The organism is Pseudomonas sp. GW822-FHT03F04, from assembly GCF_058801405.1.
Map to the genome: position 1 here is coordinate 376,438 of NZ_JBXANF010000006.1, position 22,150 is coordinate 398,587.

The window sequence follows — 22,150 nt, forward strand, 5'->3', positions numbered from 1 at the left end:
CGGTGCATCTGTAATTAGTTGTCGCATTGAAGAAATATCGGCTTCGGGCCTGTCGTTAGAATGCCGATCACTCGCTCGTCGTGGCTCGTGTTGAAATCGCTGACGGTTTCAATGGGAAATTTCCCACAGATGCAGCACCGCTTTCCCGATTCACCCATTCGCATATTGGGCTGTCGCTCACTCTGCCGTTTTTGCCCTTTACCGATGGAGTCCCAAGATGAAGAAACTTGTGCTGCTTGGCGCCCTGGCACTGTCCGTGCTGTCCCTGCCGACATTCGCCGATGAAAAGCCTCTGAAGATCGGTATCGAAGCGGCTTACCCTCCATTTGCTTCCAAAGCGCCGGACGGCAGCATCGTCGGTTTCGACTACGACATCGGCAACGCACTGTGCGAAGAAATGAAGGTCAAGTGCCAGTGGGTCGAGCAAGAATTCGACGGTCTGATCCCGGCACTGAAAGTGCGCAAGATCGACGCGATCCTGTCGTCCATGTCGATCACTGACGACCGCAAGAAGTCCGTGGACTTCACCAACAAGTACTACAACACCCCGGCTCGCCTGGTCATGAAAGAAGGCACCGCTGTCAGCGAAGGCCTGACCGAGCTGAAGGGCAAGAACATCGGCGTACAACGTGGTTCGATCCACGAGCGTTTCGCCCGCGAAGTCCTGGCCCCGCTGGGTGCCGAAATCAAGCCATACGGCTCGCAGAACGAAATCTACCTCGACGTGGCCGCCGGTCGCCTCGACGGTACCGTGGCTGACGCTACGCTGTTGAATGACGGCTTCCTGAAAACCGACGCCGGCAAAGGCTTCGCGTTCGTCGGCCCGGCCTTCACCGACGTCAAATACTTCGGCGACGGCGTAGGTATCGCGGTGCGCAAGGGCGACGCCCTGAAAGACAAGATCAATTCTGCCATCGCGGCCATCCGCGAAAACGGCAAGTACAAGCAAATCCAGGACAAGTACTTCGACTTCGACATTTACGGCAAGTAAAGACGTCGCTCGACCCGTCCGAAATGGCGCAAGCAACAGGATCTCTGCGGTTTGCGCCATTTTTTCATCCCAACTTTCGAGGACCTGAATCATGTTGAAAGGCTACGGGGCTGTCATCCTCGATGGCGCTTGGCTGACGCTTCAGCTCGCCTTGTCGTCCATGGCCCTGGCCATCGTTCTCGGGCTGATCGGTGTCGCATTGCGCCTGTCGCCAGTGCGCTGGCTGGCCTGGCTGGGCGATCTGTATTCCACGGTGATCCGCGGGATTCCCGATCTGGTGCTGATCCTGCTGATCTTCTACGGCGGCCAGGACTTGCTCAACCGCGTCGCACCGATGCTCGGCTATGACGATTACATCGACCTGAACCCGTTGGCCGCTGGTATCGGCACCCTCGGTTTCATCTTCGGTGCGTACCTGTCGGAAACCTTCCGTGGCGCGTTCATGGCGATCCCCAAAGGTCAGGCCGAAGCGGGCATGGCGTACGGCATGAGCAGTGTCCAGGTGTTTTTCCGGGTGCTGGTGCCGCAGATGATTCGTCTGGCGATTCCGGGCTTCACCAACAACTGGCTGGTGTTGACCAAGGCCACCGCGCTGATTTCCGTGGTCGGTCTGCAAGACATGATGTTCAAGGCCAAGCAGGCGGCCGACGCCACCCGCGAGCCTTTCACCTTCTTCCTCGCAGTGGCGGCGATGTACCTGGTGATCACCAGTGTCTCGTTGCTGGCGCTGCGTCACCTTGAGAAGCGCTACTCGGTAGGCGTAAGGGCGGCTGATCTATGATCTTCGACTACAACGTCATTTGGGAGGCCCTGCCGCTGTACCTCGGCGGTCTGGTGACCACCCTCAAGTTGCTCGCGCTGTCGCTGTTCTTCGGTCTGCTCGCGGCACTGCCGCTGGGGCTGATGCGCGTCTCGAAGAATGCCGTCGTCAACATGACGGCGTGGCTCTTCACTTACGTGATTCGCGGCACACCGATGCTGGTTCAACTGTTCCTGATCTACTACGGTCTGGCCCAGTTCGAAACGGTGCGTGAAAGCTTCCTCTGGCCGTGGCTGTCCAGCGCAACGTTCTGTGCGTGCCTGGCATTCGCGATCAACACCAGCGCCTACACCGCCGAAATCATCGCCGGCAGCCTGAAGGCCACGCCGAATGGCGAGATCGAAGCGGCCAAGGCCATGGGCATGTCGCGCTTCAAGATGTACCAGCGCATCCTGTTGCCATCGGCCCTGCGCCGGGCACTGCCGCAGTACAGCAACGAAGTGATCATGATGCTGCAGACCACCAGTCTGGCCTCCATCGTGACCCTGATCGATATCACCGGCGCGGCCCGTACCGTCAACGCGCAGTTCTACCTGCCGTTCGAGGCGTACATCACCGCCGGCGTGTTCTACCTGTGCCTGACCTTCATTCTGGTGCGCCTGTTCAAGCTGGCCGAGCGTCGCTGGCTGAGCTACCTGGCCCCGAGGAAGCACTGATATGGAACGCATCGACCACGTTCTGCCGTGGAGCCACCTGGGCAGCGAGCGCCGGATTTCGGTGTTTCGCTTCGGTAGCGGTGAGCGCAAGGCCTACATTCAGGCCAGCCTCCACGCTGACGAATTGCCCGGCATGCGCACTGCCTGGGAACTGAAAAAACGCCTCGGCGAACTCGAAGCCAAAGGCCTGCTCAACGGCGTCATCGAACTGGTGCCGGTGGCCAACCCGCTGGGTCTTGGCCAGTTGCTGCAAGGCAACCACCAAGGGCGCTTCGAGGCCGGCAGCGGCAAGAATTTCAACCGTGATTTCGTCGAGCTCAGCGCGCCGGTGGCCGCTAAGCTTCAAGGACAACTCGGTGATGATCCGCACGCCAACATCCGTCTGATCCGTCAGGCGATGGCCGATCACCTGGCCGCATTGCCCGAGGCCAGCAGCCAGTTGCAAGGCATGCAGCGCATCCTGCTGCAACATGCCGCCACCGCCGATGTGGTGCTGGACCTGCATTGCGACTGCGAAGCCGCACTGCACATGTATGCCTTGCCGCAACACTGGCCGCAGTGGCGTTCGCTCGCTGCGCACCTGGACGTGAAGGTCGGCCTGCTGGCGGAAGATTCCGGTGGCAGCTCGTTCGACGAAGCCTGTTCGCTGCCGTGGCTGCGTCTGTCGCGCCTGTTCCCGGACGCGCAGATTCCACTGGCGTGCCTGGCGACCACCGTTGAACTCGGCGGTCAGGCTGACACCACACCTGCACAGGCTGAGGCCTGGGCAGAAGGCATTCTGGCGTTCCTCGCCGAGCAAGGCCTGATCCGTGGCGAGTGGCCAAGCGCCGTGCGCGAACCGTGCGAAGGCATGCCGTTCGAAGGCACGGAACTGCTCCTGCCGCCGCATCCTGGCGTGGTGAGTTTTCTGCGCAAGCCCGGCGAGTGGGTTGAAGCCGGTGACAAGATTTTTGAAGTGATCGATCCGCTGTCGGATCGGGTCAGCACGGTGTGTGCTGGTACGTCCGGGGTGCTGTTTGCCATTGAGCGGCTGCGTTACGCCCAACCCGGTTTCTGGCTGGCCAAAGTGGCGGGGCGCGATGCGCTGCGCGACGGCCCTTTGCTCAACGACTGACTGTTTTTGTGAGAACCGACCGCATGTACAAACTTGAAGTCCAAGACCTGCATAAACGCTATGGCAGTCACGAAGTGCTCAAGGGCGTTTCCCTGAAAGCGGCCGCCGGCGATGTGATCAGCATCATCGGCTCCAGTGGCTCCGGCAAAAGTACTTTCCTGCGCTGCATCAACCTGCTCGAGCAGCCGCACGCGGGCAAGATCCTGCTCAACAACGAAGAGTTGAAGCTGGTGGCAAACAAGGACGGGGCACTGAAAGCCGCTGATCCGAAACAGCTGCAACGCATGCGTTCGCGCCTGTCGATGGTGTTCCAGCACTTCAACCTGTGGTCGCACATGACCGCGCTGGAAAACATCATGGAAGCGCCGGTTCACGTGCTGGGCGTGTCCAAGGCCGAAGCTCGCGAAAAAGCCGAGTACTACCTGAACAAGGTGGGCGTGGCTCATCGTAAAGACGCGTTCCCGGGGCACATGTCCGGTGGTGAGCAGCAGCGTGTGGCAATTGCCCGTGCGCTGGCGATGGAACCGGAAGTGATGCTGTTCGACGAACCGACTTCGGCCCTCGACCCGGAACTGGTCGGCGACGTGCTGAAAGTCATGCAGGCCCTCGCTCAGGAAGGCCGCACCATGGTGGTGGTGACCCACGAAATGGGCTTCGCCCGTGAAGTGTCGAACCAGTTGGTGTTCCTGCACAAAGGCGTCGTGGAAGAAAGCGGCAACCCGCGGGAAGTGCTGGTCAATCCGCAATCGGAACGTTTGCAACAATTCCTCTCGGGCAGCCTCAAGTAATCGCTCCCGTTATGCACCAAATTAGGTCATGCTGCGCAGCGCGCCAGATGGTCTAATTTGGTTGCAGCCGATTTCGGTTTTTCCCTCTGTTTACGTTTCGGATCGCCCGCCATGACTGCCCATCGAATTGGTTTCCTGATTTGGCCCAGCACTAAAGCTCTGACTTTGGCGCTGGCAGAGGAGGCCTTGCGTGTTGCCCAGCGTGTGCATCCGGACGTGGTTTACGAATTGTCGTTCCTGCAGGCCGAAGCACCGACCGAAGGTGAATGGCAACTGCCCGGCGAACCCTGGGCCGGCAAGCTCGAAAACTTCCAGAAACTGTTCCTGCTCGCTGACGAGCCACCGACGACTTTGGCGCCGGCACTCAGCAGCGCGCTGAAACAATTGGTGCGCGCTGGTTGTGTGATCGGCGGTCTGTCGGCCGGTGTGTATCCGTTGGCGCAACTCGGTCTGCTCGACGGTTATCGCGCTGCTGTGCACTGGCGTTGGCAGGACGACTTCGCCGAACGCTTCCCGAAAGTCATCGCCACCAGCCATCTGTTCGATTGGGATCGCGATCGCCTGACGGCGTGCGGCGGCATGTCGGTACTCGATTTGCTATTGGCGGTGCTGGCCCGTGATCACGGTGCTGAACTGGCCGGTGCGGTCTCCGAAGAACTGGTGGTCGAACGCATTCGTGAAGGCGGCGAGCGTCAGCGGATTCCATTGCAGAACCGTCTCGGCTCCAGCCATCCAAAGCTCACGCAAGCCGTGCTGCTGATGGAAGCCAACATCGAAGAGCCGCTGACCACCGACGAAATCGCCCAGCATGTGTGTGTATCCCGTCGCCAGCTGGAGCGGATCTTCAAGCAATACCTCAACCGCGTGCCGAGCCAGTACTACCTGGAACTGCGCCTGAACAAGGCCAGGCAGATGTTGATGCAGACCAGCAAGTCGATCATCCAGATCGGCCTGTCGTGCGGTTTCTCCTCGGGGCCGCATTTCTCCAGCGCCTATCGCAACTTCTTCGGCGCCACGCCACGGGAAGACCGCAACCAGCGGCGCAGCAGCAGCCCGTTCGAACTGTCGTCGGTGCCGCCAGAGCGCGGTTGATCCGCTGCCAACGACGCCATGGCTTTGGCTGCCATGGCGCTGTCTCGGTCAGTCTTCGATTTCCAGATCAGGCCTCATTTCCGGCAGTCTCGGCGTACCGTCGATGCTGGCAACGTTCAGGTTGTTACCCGTTTCCTGATAGTAAGCCCGAACCCGGGCCAGGCTTTGGGGTGACAGCGGATTGTTGCGCAAGTCGTAGCGGTCACCGACCGTCGCGGGCACATCCATTATTTCTTCCGGTATGTCAGTGATCGCATTGCCGGACAGGTCAAGCTCGTTCCAGTACAGGTTTTCCAGCGTCCCTTTTGGTATCTCGGTGATCCCGGTATCACTCAAGTCCAGATCGGTCAGACCATGCAGGTTGCTCACGTCCGGCGTCAGCCCCAGCGGGTTGTTGCGCAGGTTGAGCACTTCGAGTTTGTCCATCCCCGCCAGTGCCGCGACGGACTCGTGTGTCAGGCGGATTTCGCAGTCCGGCAGGCTCAGCGCGGTCAGCCGGTTCATGGTGAAGACGTCCTTGGGAATATCGCCCAGATTGAATTCGCGGATTGCCAGGCTGTCGAGGCCGGTAAAGGCTTCGAGGAAACGACCGAGCCGTGATGAGTGGCCATCACCCACCAGGAACAGGTCTGGCACGTAGGGAAATGGGGCGCCCAGTGTCGGCAGTTCGCCGATGAAACTCACGGTATGGCTGAACCCGTAACTGTCCAGACTTGAATCCTCTATCGGGATCTTGCGCCAGCAGGTCAGCAGCGCTTCGGCGAACTGTGAGCGCAGTTGCTCCTGTCGCAATCGTGCGGTTTCCGACAGTGGCTGGCCGTTGAGCGGATTCGCCGGAATCTCGTCGCTCCAAAGGGTGAGGCTGCGGGTGAGATCACTCAGCGCCGTTTCCCGACGCGCCACTTCCTGGCGACCGTCGGCCAACGTTCCGCTCAGGCGATAGATGAAAGTGCTGGCCTGATCATTGTCCAGCGCGGGGTACAGCGTTTGCACCCGCGCTCGATCCGCTTCTTCGGCAAGCACGCCGAGATCACCGCCGGTGCGTCTGAAGTAGTCTTTGACCCGTTCACGAGTCGCAGGGCTCAGGGGGTTGTTGCCGAAGTCGTAGCCATTGCCGATTTCCGCCGGCAAGTTGAAAACTTCGTCTGGAATCTCACTGATGCGATTGTTGTTGAGGATGACGATTTCCAGCTCCGGATGATTGATCATCCCGATGGGTACCTCGGCAATCGCGGTACCGGCCAGATCGAGAAAATCCAGCGCCGGCAGGGAACGGATGTCCGGAGCCAACCCCAGCGGATTGTTGTAGAGATCGAGTTTCTTCAAGCGCGTCAGCGAGGCGAGAGTGGCGCGACCTTTGGTATCCAACACCACCGCGCAGTTGCTCAGTACCAGACTTTCCAGGGCAGGCATGCGCCGGAATGAATCCGGCACTTGTTGCAAGCCCAGGTCGCGCAGTTCCAGGGTTTTCAGCCCTGTGAAAGCGCCAAGGAATCCATCGCCGGCACGCAACTGGGCATTGCCGGTGATCGACAGGGTTGCGACGTGGCTGAAGTCTGCGCTCAGCGTTGGCAGCTCACCGATGAAGGGGAGGTTGAGAACCAGCCTGTCCGATCGCGCCTCGGGTTGGGCTGTTGAGCGGGCGCGCCAGAATGCTTGCAGATCCCGGCGACACTGATCGCGCCCGGAGCGCTCAACGACTTTTTCCTCATCAGTGAACTGGGCACCGGTTGAAGGATGTTGTGTGGGAATGTCCCCGACCCAACGGTTGAGCGTCGCATCCAGCTGCTGCCATTCCGTTTCCCATTGAGCGATTTGAAGGCGACCTTGATCAAGTGTTCCCGGCAACAGGTAGAGCATTCGACTCGCTTGCTCCGCGTCCAGCGCGGGAAACAGCGCAAGCACGCGGTCGATATCCGCCTGGGGCATCGACACCCCGAAGTTTTGCCGGTTGCGCTGGTAGCTGCTTTTGATTCGTTCGCGCGTGGCGGGTGACAACGGATTTTCGCCCAGAATGAACTGGTTGGGCGAAAGCACGGGAAGGTCGAATAGGCTGTCGGGCAGTTCGCTGATCCGGTGTCGATCAGTCGCACATGGATCAGCGCCGGCAATTTCTTCAACTCCGGTGTGGCGCCCAACGGGTTATGGCTCAGGTTGAGGAACTGCAATCGGGCCATCGAAGACAGGCGAGCCTGGGTGGGTGGCGTCAGGGTCAGCTCGCAGTACTCCAGTACCAGACGTTCCAGCGAGGGCATGCGCTCGCACGCCTGGGGCAAGTGCTCCAGTCTGAATTCGTGCAGTTCCAAGTGACGAAGGCCGGTAAAGGATGAAAGGAAGGCATCGATGCCGCTCAGAGTCGGGTTACCGTCGAGGGTCAGTTTGGCGATGTGGCTGAAGTCCGCTGACAGCACGGGAAGCTCGCCGATGAAAGGCAGTTCCGCGATCAGTACATTGCCTCGTTCTGTGGGTTTCTCAGTCAGGCGGAAACGCCACAACTCTTCGATCCGCTGAGCAAATTGTCTTCTGTTCGCCTGCATCACGAATAACTGCCGGGGGTTAAGCAATTGCCCCGTGGTCGGATGAGTGCTTGGCCCTGTCGTTGCCCATCGCGCAAGGTCGGCGTTCAGTTGACGGATTTCTGCCTGCCAGTGCCGCAGCTGGCTACGGCTATCCTCGAGTGAGCCCGGCAAGCTGTAGAACACATCGCTGGCGTCCTGCGCGTCGAGGTCGGGGAACAGCTGCTGGGTGGTTTCGATATCGGCCGCGTCGGCGAGGACGGCGAAATCCTGGCCGGTTTCACGGCAGTACTGTTTGATCCTTTCTCGAGTGGCGAGGGTCAGTGGGTTGTTCGACAGGTCGTAGCCGTCACCAGCCTGGGCCGATAACTCAAACAGTGCCTCGGGCAGTTCGGTGATCTGGTTTTCGCTGAGGATCGCGGTCTTGATTTTCGGGTGATCGATCAGGCCGGGCGGGATTTCCAGCAGGCCCGTACGCGACAGGTCAAGGTAAGTCAGAGAACTCAGGGTTTGCAGGTCGGGTACCAGTTCCAACGGATTTCGTGGCAGTTCCAGTGATTCGAGTCTGGGCATCGCGGCCAGCGCCGTCAGTGACTCGGCGGTGAAACTCACGCCGCAGTTGTCCAGTACCAATACCTCCAGCATCGGCAGCCCGGTGAGGGTTTGGGTCAATTGATCGAGTTCACCATCGCGTAGAAACAACCGCTTGAGCCGGGGAAAACTTTTGAGGAAGGGTGCATTGCCGCGCAGGCCTTTGTTGCCGTTGAGGGTCAGCGCAGTGAGGTGGTGGAAGTCGGCGCTCATTTGCGGCAGGTCGCCGATAAACGTAGCTTCGGCCGTGAAGACATCGGCCCTGGCGTGAGGATGGATTTTCGAGCGGTGACGCCACAGGCGCAGCAGCTTGCCGGCGAAGGTCTCGCGCGCATCCTGTTCGGTAAACCGTTCGTTGGCCTCCAGCATCACGCCGCTGTTCGGGTCGCGGTCGGGAATGTCCCTGGCCCAGCGAGTCAGCTCGGTACTCAGCGTGGCCAACTCGGTTTCCCACGCCGTCAGTTGCAGACGGCCCTGAATCAGTGAGCCGGGCAAGCGATAAATCAGGCCGCTGGCCTGGCCCTCGTCGATGTCCGGAAACAGCGCTCTGGTACGAACAATGTCGGCCTGTTCGGCGCGAACGCCGAAATTGACGCCTGTGCGGGTGAAATAGGTTTTCACCCGTTCGCGCGCGGCGGCGGAGAGTGGGTTGCCGGAAAAATCGTATCCGGCCCCGGCGGTGGGCGAGAACTCGAACAGCGCTGTGGGCAGCGTGGTGATCTGGTTGTCGGTCAGCCAGGCGCTCCTGATCTGCGGGTGATCGATCAAGCCGACGGGCACTTCGGCAATCCCGGTGCGCGACAGATTGAGGTAGGTCAGCGAAGGCATGAAGGTCACGTCGAAGCTCGTTCCCAGCGGGTTGTCCTTCAGGTCCAGCTCCACCAGTTCGTTGAGTGATGTCAGTAGCGCCTGGTTTTCCGGGGTCAGGATGATTCCACATTTACGCAGCCGCAGTTGCCGCAGGGTGGGCAGGGTCGTGATGGCTTGCGGCAAGTTGTGCAGGTCGAAGTTCTGCAGGTCGAGACGGGACAATCGAGGGAAGCAGCCTATGAAAGTCTCGATGCCTGCAGATGTTCCGCTGCCGCTCAATTCCAGGCTGATGACATGGCTGAAGTCCGCCGTCAGCACCGGCAGGTCGCCCAGCAGAGGCTCGGTGAAGCGCATGCGATAGCCAAAGCGTTCCTGGGTTTCCCGGCGCCAGCAACTGAGCAGTGTGCGGGCGAACACTTGTCGGTCACGCCCTGCGGCTGCCCGCCGGGCGAGGGACAGTTCCTGGCCGGTCGCGGGATCGATCCGCACTTCCTGGAGGCGCCATTGGTCAAGATCGTTTTCCAGGCGTGCGTATTCGAGGCGCAGGCGCGACAGCTCGGCAATCGGATTCTCCAGATGGCTTTGCAGGTGCAGCACCATCGCCTGCAGGCCTTCTTGCGTGATGCCGGGAAAAACATCGCGCACCCGGGTTTCCAGGGTAGGCGGTGAGTCGTCGGGTGACAGATTGCGTGAGTAACCTTCAGCGCCCAGCAGGCGAAGGGGGTCGACGTCGGCAGCGGGAGCGGTTTCGACTGCCAGTGTGAGTCGCAGGCTGGCGCGTGGCAGGGGATTGTCGCGTATGAGCTGCCGGAGTTTCTGCCCTTCGCCGATTTGCAGGTTCATTGCCCGGCGCTGTGTATCGGGCAAGGCTTGCAGCACGCTGGTGTAGAAATCCGTCGGGCCGTGCAGTTCCAGTCCGGCCTGGTCGAACGGTTGCCAGGTGCCGTCGGCCCGGCGCACCAGAATTTTCTCGATGGCAGCACCCACGGGGCCGGTGGTGTCGAGCCTGTTCCCTGCAAACGACTGGTCGCGGACTTCGAGACTCACCGCGTCTGACCAGCCCGGCAGCAGCGGCAGACTGTGCAGTGCCAGGGTTTCGGAATCCGGGTTGTGCACCGAATCGATTTCCAGTCCTTCATAGGCGCGGGTGATCCGCAATTCGTGCAGGGCGTTTTCAGAGAGTCGCTGCTGACGCTCTGGAAACGCGCCTTCGCCCAGTTGCAGCAGCTCGGTGCCGGTGGCGGTGTGAATGAGTTCTTCGGTTATCCTGACAGGCAGTTGCGGTACGTGCCGGGCCACTTGTTTCACCAGCGGGGTATCGTGATGCTGGAGTGATTGATAGCGTTGTTCGAACAGAGCAGGGCGCTGCTGTTCGGCGATCTGCGCGAGCCGGATCCTGAGTTGACGACTGCGTACATCGAGGGCGATTTTCTGTCCGAGCGCTTCATCGAGCAGGGCGTGGATTTCGGCTTCGCCGAGGGTTTGCAGCAAGGTCTTGAGCAGGTCGCTGTCGATAAGCCGGTCAGCGTGAATGTCTGTCAGGGGGAGCTGCGCATTGTCGGAGGACTGCCAGACCGTTTCGCCCCGGGGATTGATCAGGCGCAGCCGTTTGGTGTCCGGCCACAAGCCCTGCTCGTTGAGCAATTGAAGCTGGATCAACGGATCGGCCTTGCGATAAATCGCTGGATCGTCGCTGGTCAGTTGCTCGATGAACGTCTGCAGATCCTGATCGATCCTGAAGCGCTCGATGGTGTCGGCCAGCAACGGTGGCACGCGCTCCTGATTCACGTGCATCTTGCGCAAGCCATCTTCGGTGTAGCCGCTGACTTGAAGCATTCGCTCGCGCCGGGCCGGGGCGAACGGTTCCATGCGCGGGCCGATACGTCGCAGCACGGTGGCGCCGTCCCACTGCAGCGGATTTTCCAGTTCGGTATGAAACGCACCTTCGCCGTTATGCCGCACGATCGGTTCATAGGCATCGGTGCGCGCGGGGTGTTCAATCCGCAACTTGCCGGGTGTCTCGTGATCGTTGACGACGAAGTGCGCCTGCTCCAGCGGGAGCAGTTTTTTACCCTGATGCCAGTGCAAGCCTTGCGCGTCGGGTGTGGAACCAGCCGCAGGCACGATGTCACGGGCGTAGCTTTGCAGATCCGGCTTCCAGTACAGGGTTTTGCCGTTGCGCAGTTTCACCGGCTGGAAGCGATCCATGAACGCCACCACCTCGGCCGGCAACACCTTGGGCAGCTCAGTCATGGCGATGCCAGTGCCAATGCCGAAAGCGCCTAGCTGGACCAGTGATTCGAGCGCTGCAAAGAAATGTTCGCTGGCTTCGGTCGTCTGACCTTCGGCCCAATCAATGACAGATTCGAAGACCTCATCGAGCAATTGGTAGGCGATGTACGCCATCATCATTTCGCCCAGAAACGGCACGAACGGCAAAACGACGAACGCGGCGATTTCCAGGATCGACGCCGCGACACTGACAAACGAATCCCAGCGCCTCCAACGTGCATTGCGATCGACCATTGCGGTTGGAACTGCAATCACCGCCCCATCGTTGAGGATCTTGTTCAGCTTGCCCTGATAAAGATGTTCCCAAAGATCGCCGACGATGGGCGTGACAGCGAGTTGCAGGTCAGGCTTTTCGATGGGCGTCTCGTGCCAGGACGGCAATTGACTGCCGACCTGGGGCGGGTGCCACTTCACTTCGCTCAGACGTTGCTTGAGCTGGCCGAAGAATTGTCCACGCTGCTCGTGAGCGACAAAGCGGCTGAAGAACCGCTGATAGTCGGTCCCGCGCATTTGCCGGATCAGTTCTTTTGCGAGGTCTGCGGTGGAGCGGTACTCCTTGATCGGATGCTCCGGGTCATCCGGTAAGTAAGCCACCACACTGACTGCGGTTTTCGTGCGTTCGAGGTCTGGCGCAAATATCACGATCCCGGTCAGGGCGACCGACATCATCGTCAGGTCGTGGCACCGCATTGGCTGGCCGTTCATCAATACGGTGGTTGCGCCATCCAGCAGGCTCTCAATCGACAGCAGATTCGCTTCACTGATATCGCCCTTCATCCGGGCCATCTTGAGTGCGACTCGCAGTGCGGTTTTTTGCGTCGCGTTGACTTTGTGTCTCAGCACCGCAGCCGCCACCGGATTGGAAATCGTGAGGTTTTCCTCGAGATAGATCTTGTAGCGGGCGCCGATATCCAGCTCCCGGCAAAGACGGGTAAAGGCCGGGATGCCGGGTTTCGCATTGAGCGGCGCCAGCGTTTCGAATTGCCCCGTCGCCGACGGGCGGGTGATGAACGAGGAGCCGCTGGCATACGCACCGGCTTCTGTTTCGCCAACCTCGAAGTTATGCAGTGCCGCCTCCAGCAGAGACACCGTCCACGTCCGGGTGCCGGTGGTCATGCCAGCCGCTGTGACGGGGATATACAACTGCAAAAAGGTTTCCCTGACATTCAGATCCAGGTCGAAGCGCGACTTCAGCGCCTCGGTCAGCAGAGGCTCGGCGAAGGTACTGGCGTTTTGCACGCGGTCGAGCATTTGATCGACAGCATTTTGTGCCGTCATGTGCTGGGTGATGGCGTTTCTGAGGGCATCGTGCTGCGGTCGCGGGGCTGCCTTGAGCGAGTCGGTGAGGGAGAGACGGCTGTTCTTCAATGCGGAGCGTCGGGCGGGAGAGGCCTTGCCCAGCCATTCGGGGATCGCTTTGGCCAGCGGTTCATAGTGAGAAGCGGGGTTGAGCGATTGCCCGGTGGTGGAAGACATCGTTGGCGTCCTTGAGCGTCGATAAGGAGCTCAAGCAGAGCAAAATGCATCCCGTGTCCGGTGGTACATATGTATGACAGCAAGCGCCTTCGTAATTGATAAGCTCGCAGGAGTGCTGCAATGGCCGGCGGCAGTTTAAACTGCGCCTTTGCGACGCTATATGTCGCATTGCCGTAAACCCGGGAAAATCCGGGGTTTGCGCTATAAGAAGTTGTCGCTTGGCGGCAAGGCCGGGCTGAAAACTGTCCTTACAATCCCCCCATCGCTCGCCAGTTTCAGGCGGGTGGCCCTCATCAGGAGACTCCGATGTCCGTTGAGCACGCTGCGGTACAACGCGCCGATTTCGACCAGGTTATGGTTCCCAACTACGCGCCTGCCGCTTTCATTCCGGTGCGTGGCGCCGGTTCCCGCGTCTGGGACCAGGCCGGCCGCGAGCTGATCGACTTCGCCGGCGGCATCGCCGTCAACGTATTGGGCCATGCGCACCCGGCGCTGGTCGGTGCCTTGACCGAGCAAGCGAACAAGCTGTGGCACGTGTCCAACGTGTTCACCAACGAACCGGCCCTGCGCCTGGCGCACAAGCTGATCGACGCCACGTTTGCCGAGCGCGTGTTCTTCTGCAACTCCGGCGCCGAAGCCAACGAGGCCGCCTTCAAGCTGGCCCGTCGCGTTGCGTTCGACCGTTTCGGCACCGAGAAGTACGAAATCATCGCTGCGCTCAACAGCTTCCACGGCCGTACTCTGTTCACCGTGAACGTCGGTGGCCAGTCGAAGTACTCCGACGGTTTCGGCCCGAAAATCACCGGCATCACCCACGTGCCGTACAACGATCTGGCGGCTCTGAAAGCCGCTGTTTCGGACAAGACCTGCGCGGTCGTTCTGGAACCGATCCAGGGCGAGGGCGGCGTACTGCCGGCCGAGCTGGCTTACCTGCAAGGTGCCCGTGAACTGTGCGACGCGAACAACGCGCTGCTGGTGTTCGACGAAGTGCAGACCGGCATGGGCCGTACCGGCAACCTGTTCGCCTACCAGCATTACGGTGTGGTTCCGGACATCCTGACCAGCGCCAAGAGCCTGGGCGGCGGTTTCCCGATCGCCGCAATGCTGACCACCGAAGCGCTGGCCAAGCACCTGGTCGTCGGCACGCACGGCACCACGTACGGCGGCAACCCGCTGGCGTGCGCCGTGGCCGAAGCGGTGATCGACGTGATCAACACCCCTGAGGTGCTGAACGGCGTCAACGCCAAGCACGACAAGTTCAAGACCCGCCTGCAACAGATCGGCGAGAAGTACGGCCTGTTCACCCAGGTGCGTGGCCTCGGGCTGCTGATCGGTTGTGTGCTGAGCGATGCCTGGAAAGGCAAGGCCAAGGACATCTTCAACGCCGCTGAAAAAGAAGGCCTGATGATTCTGCAGGCGGGTCCGGACGTGATCCGTTTCGCCCCGAGCCTGGTGGTTGAAGACGCGGATATCGACGCCGGTCTGGATCGCTTCGAACGTGCTGCAGCGAAACTGACCCAAGCCTGATTCATGCAAGACCGCCCGCCGCCTGTCGTCATGGACTGGTGGCGGGACAATTTTCCTGTGCCGGGCCTGCCCGGCATTTTTTTCCCGAGTCGGCGCTTTCGCCGACCTGAAGTTGAGAAAGGAGTGACACCATGCTGGTGATGCGCCCCGCGCAAATGGCTGATCTGGGCGAGGTACAGCGTCTGGCTGCGGACAGCCCGATTGGTGTCACTTCCTTGCCGGATGACGTGGAACGCCTGAGCGACAAGATCGCCGCGAGCGAAGCCTCGTTTGCTGCCGAAGTGAGCTTCAACGGTGAAGAGAGTTACTTCTTCGTCCTTGAAGACACCGCCACCGGCAAACTGGTGGGCTGCTCGGCGATCGTCGCTTCGGCCGGTTATTCCGAGCCGTTCTACAGCTTTCGCAACGAGACCTTCGTGCATGCCTCCCGCGAGCTGAAGATCCACAACAAGATCCACGTGCTCTCGCAATGCCACGACCTGACCGGCAACAGTCTGCTGACCAGTTTCTACGTGCAGCGCGAGCTTGTGGGTTCGCCGTTCTCGGAACTCAACTCCCGTGGCCGTCTGCTGTTCGTCGCCAGTCACCCGGAGCGGTTCGCTGATTCGGTGGTGACCGAGATCGTCGGTTACAGCGACGAGAACGGCGACTCGCCATTCTGGGACGCCATCGGTCGCAACTTCTTCGACTTGAACTACGCCGAGGCCGAGCGTCTGTGTGGCCTGAAAAGCCGCACGTTCCTCGCCGAACTGATGCCGCATTACCCGATCTACGTGCCGCTGCTGCCGGATTCTGCTCAGGAAGCGATGGGCCAGGTTCACCCGCGTGCGCAGATCACCTTCGACATCCTGATGCGCGAAGGCTTCGAGACCGATCACTACATCGACATTTTCGACGGTGGCCCGACCCTGCATGCACGCGTCTCGGGGATCCGTTCGATCGCCCAGAGCCGTGTGGTGCCGGTGAAGATCGGCGAGCCGGTCAAAGGTGCCGGGCGCCAGTATCTGGTGGCCAATGCCCAGTTGCAGGATTACCGCGCGGTATTGCTGGAACTGGATTACGCGCCGGGCAAACCGGTGACCCTGGATCTGGAAGCGGCCGAAGCCCTGGGCGTCGGTGAAGGTGCCAGCGTGCGCCTGGTGGCGGTTTAACGCCTTAGCGAGTTTCACGGGTGGCCACGGCGGCCCGTTTGAGGAGATAGCATGATTGTTCGTCCCGTACGCAGCAGCGATTTGTCCGCTCTGATCGACCTGGCCCGCAGCACCGGCACCGGCCTGACCACGTTGCCGGCCAACGAAGAGCGCCTGACCCACCGGGTCGGCTGGGCCGAGAAGACCTTTCGCGGTGAAGCCGGCCGTGGCGACGCGGACTACCTGTTCGTGCTCGAAGACGACAACGGTCGCGTGGTGGGGATTTCCGCCATCGCCGGCGCCGTCGGTCTGCGCGAGCCTTGGTACAACTTCCGTGTCGGCCTGACCGTCAGCGCCTCGCAGGAGCTGAACATCTATCGCGAGATCCCGACGCTGTTCCTGGCCAACGACCTGACCGGCAACTCCGAACTGTGCTCGCTGTTCCTGCACGCCGACTACCGCACCGGCCTCAACGGTCGCATGCTGTCCAAGGCGCGGATGCTGTTCATCGCCGAATTCCCGCAGCTGTTCGGCAACAAGATCATTGCCGAGATGCGCGGTGTGTCGGATGAAGCCGGCCGTTCGCCGTTCTGGGAAAGTCTGGGCCGTCACTTCTTCAAAATGGAATTCAGCCAGGCCGATTACCTGACCGGCGTCGGCAACAAGGCGTTCATCGCCGAACTGATGCCGAAATTCCCGTTGTACACCTGCTTCCTGTCGCCGGACGCGCGCAACGTCATCGGCCAGGTGCACCCGGACACCGAGCCGGCGCTGGCGATGCTCAAGAGCGAAGGTTTCAGCTATCAGGGCTATGTCGACATCTTCGATGCCGGCCCGGCCATCGAGTGCGAGACCAGCAAGATCCGCGCAGTGCGTGACAGCGAGGCGCTGGTGCTGGCCATCGGCACGCCGGGCGAAGACGCCACGCCGTTCATCATCCATAACCGCAAACGCGAAGACTGCCGCATCACGGCTGCGCCGGCCCGTCTGGCCGCCGGCACGCTGGTGGTCGATCCGCTGACCGCCAAACGTCTTCAACTCAACGCTGGCGATCAGGTTCGCGCCGTGGCGTTGTCCGCTGCTCGGGAGTCGAAATAATGAATTCGCTATACATCGCAGGTGAGTGGCTGGCCGGTCAGGGCGAGACCTTTCAATCGCTGAACCCGGTGACCCAGCAAGTGCTGTGGTCGGGGGAGGGTGCCACCGCCGCTCAGGTCGAGTCGGCCGTGCAGGCTGCGCGTCAGGCGTTCCCGGGCTGGGCCCGTCGTACCCTGGAAGATCGCATCAGCGTGCTCGAGGCTTTCGCCGCCGCGCTGAAAAACCACGCCGACGAGCTGGCCCGCACCATCGGTGAGGAAACCGGCAAACCGCTGTGGGAAGCCGCGACCGAAGTCACCAGCATGGTCAACAAGATCGCGATCTCGGTGCAAAGCTACCGCGAACGTACTGGCGAGAAGAGCGGCCCATTGGGCGACGCCACCGCCGTGTTGCGCCACAAGCCCCACGGCGTGGTAGCGGTGTTCGGCCCTTACAACTTCCCTGGGCATTTGCCGAACGGCCACATCGTGCCGGCGCTGCTGGCCGGTAACAGCGTGCTGTTCAAGCCAAGCGAGCTGACGCCGAAAGTCGCCGAGCTGACGGTCAAGTGCTGGATCGAAGCCGGTCTGCCGGCCGGCGTGCTGAACCTGCTGCAAGGCGCCCGTGAAACCGGGATCGCTCTGGCGGCGAATCCGGGCATCGACGGTCTGTTCTTCACCGGTTCGAGTCGTACCGGTAATCACCTGCACCAGCAGTTCGCCGGTCGTCCGGACAAGATCCTCGCGCTGGAAATGGGCGGCAACAACCCGCTGGTGGTCGATCAGGTCGCTGACCTCGATGCGGCGGTGTACACGATCATTCAATCGGCGTTCATTTCCGCCGGTCAGCGTTGCACCTGCGCCCGTCGTCTGCTGGTGCCGCAAGGCGCGTGGGGCGACAGTCTGCTCAAGCGTCTGGTGGGCGTGAGCTCGACCATCGAGGTCGGCGCGTTCGATCAGCAGCCGGCGCCGTTCATGGGCTCGGTGGTTTCCCTCGGCGCGGCGAAAGCGTTGATGGATGCCCAGGCACATCTGCTGGCCAATGGCGCAGTGTCGCTGCTGGCAATGACTCAGCCACAGGCGCAGTCGGCGCTGCTGACCCCGGGCATCGTTGATGTGACGGCGGTTGCCGATCGCTCCGACGAAGAACTGTTCGGCCCGTTGCTGCAAGTGATCCGCTACGCCGATTTCGCGGCGGCGATTGCCGAAGCCAACGACACCGCGTTTGGTCTGGCCGCTGGCCTGCTGTCGGATTCCGAAGAGCGCTACCAGCAGTTCTGGCTGGAAAGCCGTGCCGGTATCGTCAACTGGAACAAACAGCTGACGGGTGCTGCGAGCAGCGCGCCGTTCGGCGGTGTCGGCGCTTCGGGCAACCACCGCGCCAGTGCCTACTACGCGGCGGATTACTGCGCGTACCCGGTGGCCTCGCTGGAAACCCCGAGCCTGGTGATGCCGGCGGCCCTGACGCCTGGCGTGAAGATGGCGTGAGGCGCGTCGCGCCTCGATTGCACTCGATTGTTATTTGATGCCTATAAAAACAGATTCTCGTGGAGCCTCGCTGATGAAATCCTATGAAGTCAATTTTGACGGTCTAGTGGGGCCGACCCATAACTACGGTGGTCTGTCCTACGGCAACGTTGCGTCCCAGAGCAACAGCCAGCAGTCCTCGAATCCGAAGGAAGCGGCGCTGCAAGGCCTGGCGAAAATGAAAGCGCTGATGGAAATGGGCTTTCAGCAGGGCGTTCTCGCACCGCAGGAGCGTCCGGACGTAGCCGCTTTGCGCCGTCTGGGTTTCAGCGGCACCGACGCCCAGGTCATCGAGCGCGCCGCGAAAGACGCGATGCCGCTGCTGGTCGCCAGCTGCTCGGCGTCGAGCATGTGGGTGGCCAACGCCGCCACGGTCAGCCCGAGTGCCGACACCGCTGACGGTCGCGTGCATTTCACCGCCGCCAACCTCAATTGCAAATATCACCGCAGCATCGAGCACCCGACCACCAGCCGCGTGCTCGGTGCGATGTTCGCTGACCAGCAACGCTTTGCTCACCACGCCGCATTGCCGGCGGTGGCGCAGTTCGGCGACGAAGGCGCGGCCAACCACACGCGTTTCTGCCGTGAGTACGGCGAGGCTGGCGTCGAGTTCTTCGTCTTCGGTCGCAGTGCGTTCGACACCCGTTACCCGGCGCCGCAAAAGTACCCGGCGCGCCAGACCCTTGAAGCCTCGCAAGCCGTTGCCCGTCTGCACGGCCTGCGTGACGAAGGCGTGGTCTACGCGCAGCAGAATCCGGCGGTGATCGATCAGGGCGTGTTCCACAACGACGTGATCGCGGTAGGCAATGGTGAGGTGCTGTTCTATCACGAGGACGCGTTCCTCGACACCGAACAGATGCTGGCCGAACTGCAAGCCAAACTGGCCAAGGTCGGCGGCAAATTCCAGTCGGTCTGCGTGCCACGCTCGGCGGTCACCGTGGACGACGCGGTGCGTTCCTACCTGTTCAACAGCCAGTTGCTGTCGCGCCCTGATGGTTCGATGCTGCTGATCGTGCCGGAAGAGTGCCGTGGCAACGAGCGCGTGTGGAATTACCTGCAAGGCCTGACCAGCTCCGGCGGCCTGATCGGCGAAGTGAAAGTCTTCGACCTCAAGCAAAGCATGCAGAACGGCGGTGGCCCGGCGTGCCTGCGACTGCGCGTCGCGCTCAACGAAACCGAGCTGGCGGCCGTCAACCCAGGGGTTATCATGACCGCCCCGTTGTACGGTTCGTTGACCGCATGGGTTGAAAAGCACTACCGCGACCGCCTGAGCGAAAGCGATCTGGCGGACCCGCAATTGCTGCTTGAATGCCGGACGGCACTGGATGAACTGACGCAAATCCTTAAACTGGGCGCGGTTTATCCATTCCAGATCAATTGATGGCCGGCGCGCCGCCTGAACGCGGCGCGCGGCTTGTCACCCCAACAGAGCGTAAAAAAGACATGAGCGATTCCCTGCGGCTGATCCTTGAAGACACCGACGGCAAGCAACTGGAAACTTCCTGCACCCGCGTCGCGGTCATGTGGCAAGGCAAAGAGCTGTGGATCCAGCAGGACGGCCGCGGCCAACTGTTGATCGGCGTGGACGTCGAAGAAGGCGATGCTGAATACGCCAACCTGCTGTTGCGCCCATTGGCGACTAATCTGGTAAGTCTGCAATTGGAGATGGAACCGGCTGACCTCGGCGACGATGACGGTCACGTGCACGGCCCGGATTGCAACCACGACCACTAAGGAAACCGCTCTATGCTCGCCCTCGGCAAACTGCTTGAACTGACCCTCGCCGGCCGCGAACCGGCGGAGAAGACTCAACTGACTGTCGAAGGCGTGCGCATGCGCTGGTTGAGCGAGGGTGCGCTGGAAGTCCGGCCACCCGAAGCACGCGACAATGGCCTGGACCTGCTGCTGTCGGCAGGGATCCACGGCAACGAAACGGCACCGATCGAATTGCTCGACCGGTTGCTGCATGACATCGCCCGCGGCGACTTGAAGCCGCGCGCACGCATTCTGTTCCTGTTCGGCAACCCGGAAGCGATTCGCAAGGGCGAGCGTTTCATCGAGCAGGACGTCAATCGGCTGTTCAACGGCCGTCACGAACAAAGCAGCGGCTCCGAAGCCCTGCGCGCCTGCGAGCTGGAGCGCCTGGCGGCGAGCTTCTTCAGCGTGCCGGATCGTCAGCGTCTGCACTACGACCTGCACACGGCGATTCGCGGTTCGAAGATCGAGCAGTTCGCCCTGTATCCGTGGAAGGAAGGTCGCCAGCATTCCCGTCTTGAACTGTCCCGTCTGCGTGCGGCCGGCATGGAGGCGGTGCTGTTGCAGAACAAGCCGTCGATCGTGTTCAGCTCCTACACCTACGACAAGCTCGGTGCCGAGTCCTTCACCCTGGAACTGGGCAAGGCGCGGCCGTTCGGGCAGAACGCCGGGGTCAATGTGTCGCTGCTGGAAACCCGTCTGAAGCAGATCATCGAAGGTACCGAGCCGGAGATGGCCGAGCAAGGTCTGGACGGTCTGCAACTGTTCAGCGTGGCCCGGGAAATCATCAAGCACAGCGATGCGTTCCGCCTGAACCTGCCGGCGGACATCGAAAACTTTTCGGAACTGGATGTGGGTTATGTGCTGGCCGAAGACCTGGCCAATACCCGCTGGATCATCGAGGAGCAGGGCGCGCGGATCATCTTCCCCAATCCCAAGGTCAAGAACGGCCTGCGGGCGGGCATTTTGATTGTGCCGACCACTGACGCGCAGTTGGCCTGACACTGAATCTCCCCCGCGCAGCGCGGGGGAGATCGTTATTGCATCAGACCGCTACGGCGCGTGGCTCGGTGCGGCGCAACGCACGCACTTTCTGCAGCGTATCCGCGCACGTCTTCGCCGCTTCCTGACCCTTGTGCACGAAATGCTCGAAGAAGAACTTCTGGTGTTCTTCGCCGGCATGGAAGTGGTGCGGGGTCAGCGATACCGAGAACACCGGCACTTCGGTTTCCAGCTGAACCTGCATCAGGCCGCTGACGACCGACTGGGCGACGAATTCGTGACGGTAGATCCCGCCGTCCACCACCAGGGCGGCCGCGACGATACCGGCATAACGGCCGGTCTTGGCCAGCAGCTTGGCGTGCAGAGGCATTTCAAAGGCGCCGCCGACTTCGAAGAAATCGATGTCCGATTCCTGATAGCCCTGGGCGATCATTTCGGCGAGGAAGCCTTTACGGCTCTGGTCGACGATTTCCTTGTGCCAGCAGGCCTGGATGAACGCGACGCGCTCGCCGTGAGTGTGTTTGCTTTTGCTGTCGATAGCGGTGGGTTGCATGTTCTGACTCCTGTTTGTGTGAAAAACAGGGCGTTATGAATCGAAAGGGATTCAAGGGTACGCACGCTCGCGCGAACACGGCGGACGGCCCTTTGGCGTCAATCCCGTTCTCTCTTCATCCGGACTATGACCGTCGGCCCCGGAATCACACCGGGTCTGCTGACCTTGCCGCCGCTCACGGCTTTTGCCGTGCCTGACACCAAGCGCTCGCGGGCTATGCGCATTGCGCGCAATTACCGCCGGTGGGGAATTGCACCCCGCCCTGAGAACGTTTCGCCACCCTTTATCGGGCGGCGCAGCGTTTTTAACACAGATCGGCGGGCTGTGCATTGCGCCTTTGTGATGATTGCCATCGGATTTTTCGAAGCGTGGAAACGACTTTTCCTTGCGCGAGGGTTGATTAATCCGCGCCATGCCCGCAGTAATTCCTCTAC

At 61.1% G+C, this 22,150-nt stretch carries 16 protein-coding genes and 1 riboswitch; of the genes, 13 read left to right on the forward strand and 3 right to left on the reverse strand.

Going from position 1 to position 22,150, the window contains the following annotated elements:
• The first annotated feature begins 217 nt into the window (after positions 1–217).
• The 6 genes from AC1RMX_RS16775 (at position 218) to argR (ending at position 5,461) form a co-directional block, all read left to right on the forward strand.
• Positions 218–991, forward strand: coding sequence for an ABC transporter substrate-binding protein (locus AC1RMX_RS16775; RefSeq protein WP_192558781.1), 774 nt, complete (start codon positions 218–220; stop codon positions 989–991).
• 91 nt (positions 992–1,082) lie between these two features.
• Positions 1,083–1,772 (forward strand): ABC transporter permease, encoded by a 690-nt coding sequence (locus tag AC1RMX_RS16780; RefSeq protein ID WP_096818114.1) that lies wholly within the window; start codon positions 1,083–1,085, stop codon positions 1,770–1,772.
• Positions 1,769–2,467, forward strand: coding sequence for an ABC transporter permease (locus AC1RMX_RS16785; RefSeq protein WP_102621033.1), 699 nt, complete (start codon positions 1,769–1,771; stop codon positions 2,465–2,467). The genes AC1RMX_RS16780 and AC1RMX_RS16785 overlap by 4 nt, the downstream gene beginning before the upstream one ends.
• A gap of 1 nt (position 2,468) precedes the next feature.
• Positions 2,469–3,581: a succinylglutamate desuccinylase/aspartoacylase family protein gene (locus AC1RMX_RS16790; protein ID WP_432217503.1), complete on the forward strand. Its 1,113-nt coding sequence runs from the start codon at positions 2,469–2,471 to the stop codon at positions 3,579–3,581.
• Positions 3,582–3,604: 23 nt separating this feature from the next.
• Positions 3,605–4,369 (forward strand): ABC transporter ATP-binding protein, encoded by a 765-nt coding sequence (locus AC1RMX_RS16795; protein ID WP_016983952.1) that lies wholly within the window; start codon positions 3,605–3,607, stop codon positions 4,367–4,369.
• A gap of 111 nt (positions 4,370–4,480) precedes the next feature.
• Positions 4,481–5,461, forward strand: coding sequence for a transcriptional regulator ArgR (argR, locus tag AC1RMX_RS16800; protein ID WP_085709719.1), 981 nt, complete (start codon positions 4,481–4,483; stop codon positions 5,459–5,461).
• 48 nt (positions 5,462–5,509) lie between these two features.
• Here the strand turns inward: argR and AC1RMX_RS16805 are convergent, their stop codons facing one another.
• Positions 5,510–6,973, reverse strand: a complete 1,464-nt coding sequence (locus tag AC1RMX_RS16805; protein WP_493072568.1) for a leucine-rich repeat domain-containing protein — start codon at positions 6,971–6,973, stop codon at positions 5,510–5,512.
• A 50-nt stretch (positions 6,974–7,023) separates the two neighbouring features.
• Positions 7,024–13,146 (reverse strand): dermonecrotic toxin domain-containing protein, encoded by a 6,123-nt coding sequence (locus tag AC1RMX_RS16810; protein WP_493072569.1) that lies wholly within the window; start codon positions 13,144–13,146, stop codon positions 7,024–7,026.
• Positions 13,147–13,452: 306 nt separating this feature from the next.
• On the opposite strand from AC1RMX_RS16810, the gene AC1RMX_RS16815 reads away from it, so the two are divergent.
• The 7 genes from AC1RMX_RS16815 (at position 13,453) to astE (ending at position 21,163) form a co-directional block, all read left to right on the forward strand.
• Positions 13,453–14,673, forward strand: coding sequence for an aspartate aminotransferase family protein (locus tag AC1RMX_RS16815; RefSeq protein ID WP_096818105.1), 1,221 nt, complete (start codon positions 13,453–13,455; stop codon positions 14,671–14,673).
• A gap of 131 nt (positions 14,674–14,804) precedes the next feature.
• Positions 14,805–15,824 carry an arginine/ornithine succinyltransferase subunit alpha gene (aruF, locus tag AC1RMX_RS16820; protein ID WP_096818103.1) on the forward strand — a complete coding sequence of 340 codons (1,020 nt, stop codon included), beginning with the start codon at positions 14,805–14,807 and terminating at the stop codon, positions 15,822–15,824.
• 51 nt (positions 15,825–15,875) lie between these two features.
• Complete coding sequence (gene astA / locus AC1RMX_RS16825; RefSeq protein WP_096818101.1) at positions 15,876–16,901, forward strand: arginine N-succinyltransferase; 1,026 nt, start codon at positions 15,876–15,878, stop codon at positions 16,899–16,901.
• On the forward strand, positions 16,898–18,367 hold the full coding sequence (gene astD / locus AC1RMX_RS16830) for a succinylglutamate-semialdehyde dehydrogenase (protein WP_493072594.1): 1,470 nt from the start codon (positions 16,898–16,900) through the stop codon (positions 18,365–18,367). The genes astA and astD overlap by 4 nt, the downstream gene beginning before the upstream one ends.
• Positions 18,368–18,440: 73 nt before the next feature.
• Positions 18,441–19,787: an N-succinylarginine dihydrolase gene (gene astB / locus AC1RMX_RS16835; RefSeq protein WP_493072570.1), complete on the forward strand. Its 1,347-nt coding sequence runs from the start codon at positions 18,441–18,443 to the stop codon at positions 19,785–19,787.
• 62 nt (positions 19,788–19,849) lie between these two features.
• On the forward strand, positions 19,850–20,140 hold the full coding sequence (locus tag AC1RMX_RS16840; protein ID WP_192558776.1) for a topoisomerase II: 291 nt from the start codon (positions 19,850–19,852) through the stop codon (positions 20,138–20,140).
• Positions 20,141–20,152: 12 nt separating this feature from the next.
• Positions 20,153–21,163 (forward strand): succinylglutamate desuccinylase, encoded by a 1,011-nt coding sequence (astE, locus tag AC1RMX_RS16845; RefSeq protein ID WP_192558775.1) that lies wholly within the window; start codon positions 20,153–20,155, stop codon positions 21,161–21,163.
• 43 nt (positions 21,164–21,206) lie between these two features.
• Here astE and AC1RMX_RS16850 read toward each other — a convergent pair whose 3' ends face one another.
• Complete coding sequence (locus AC1RMX_RS16850) at positions 21,207–21,716, reverse strand: 6,7-dimethyl-8-ribityllumazine synthase (RefSeq protein WP_011335530.1); 510 nt, start codon at positions 21,714–21,716, stop codon at positions 21,207–21,209.
• Positions 21,717–21,818: 102 nt separating this feature from the next.
• Positions 21,819–21,990: riboswitch (FMN riboswitch) on the reverse strand.
• Between the last annotated feature and the right edge of the window lie 160 nt (positions 21,991–22,150).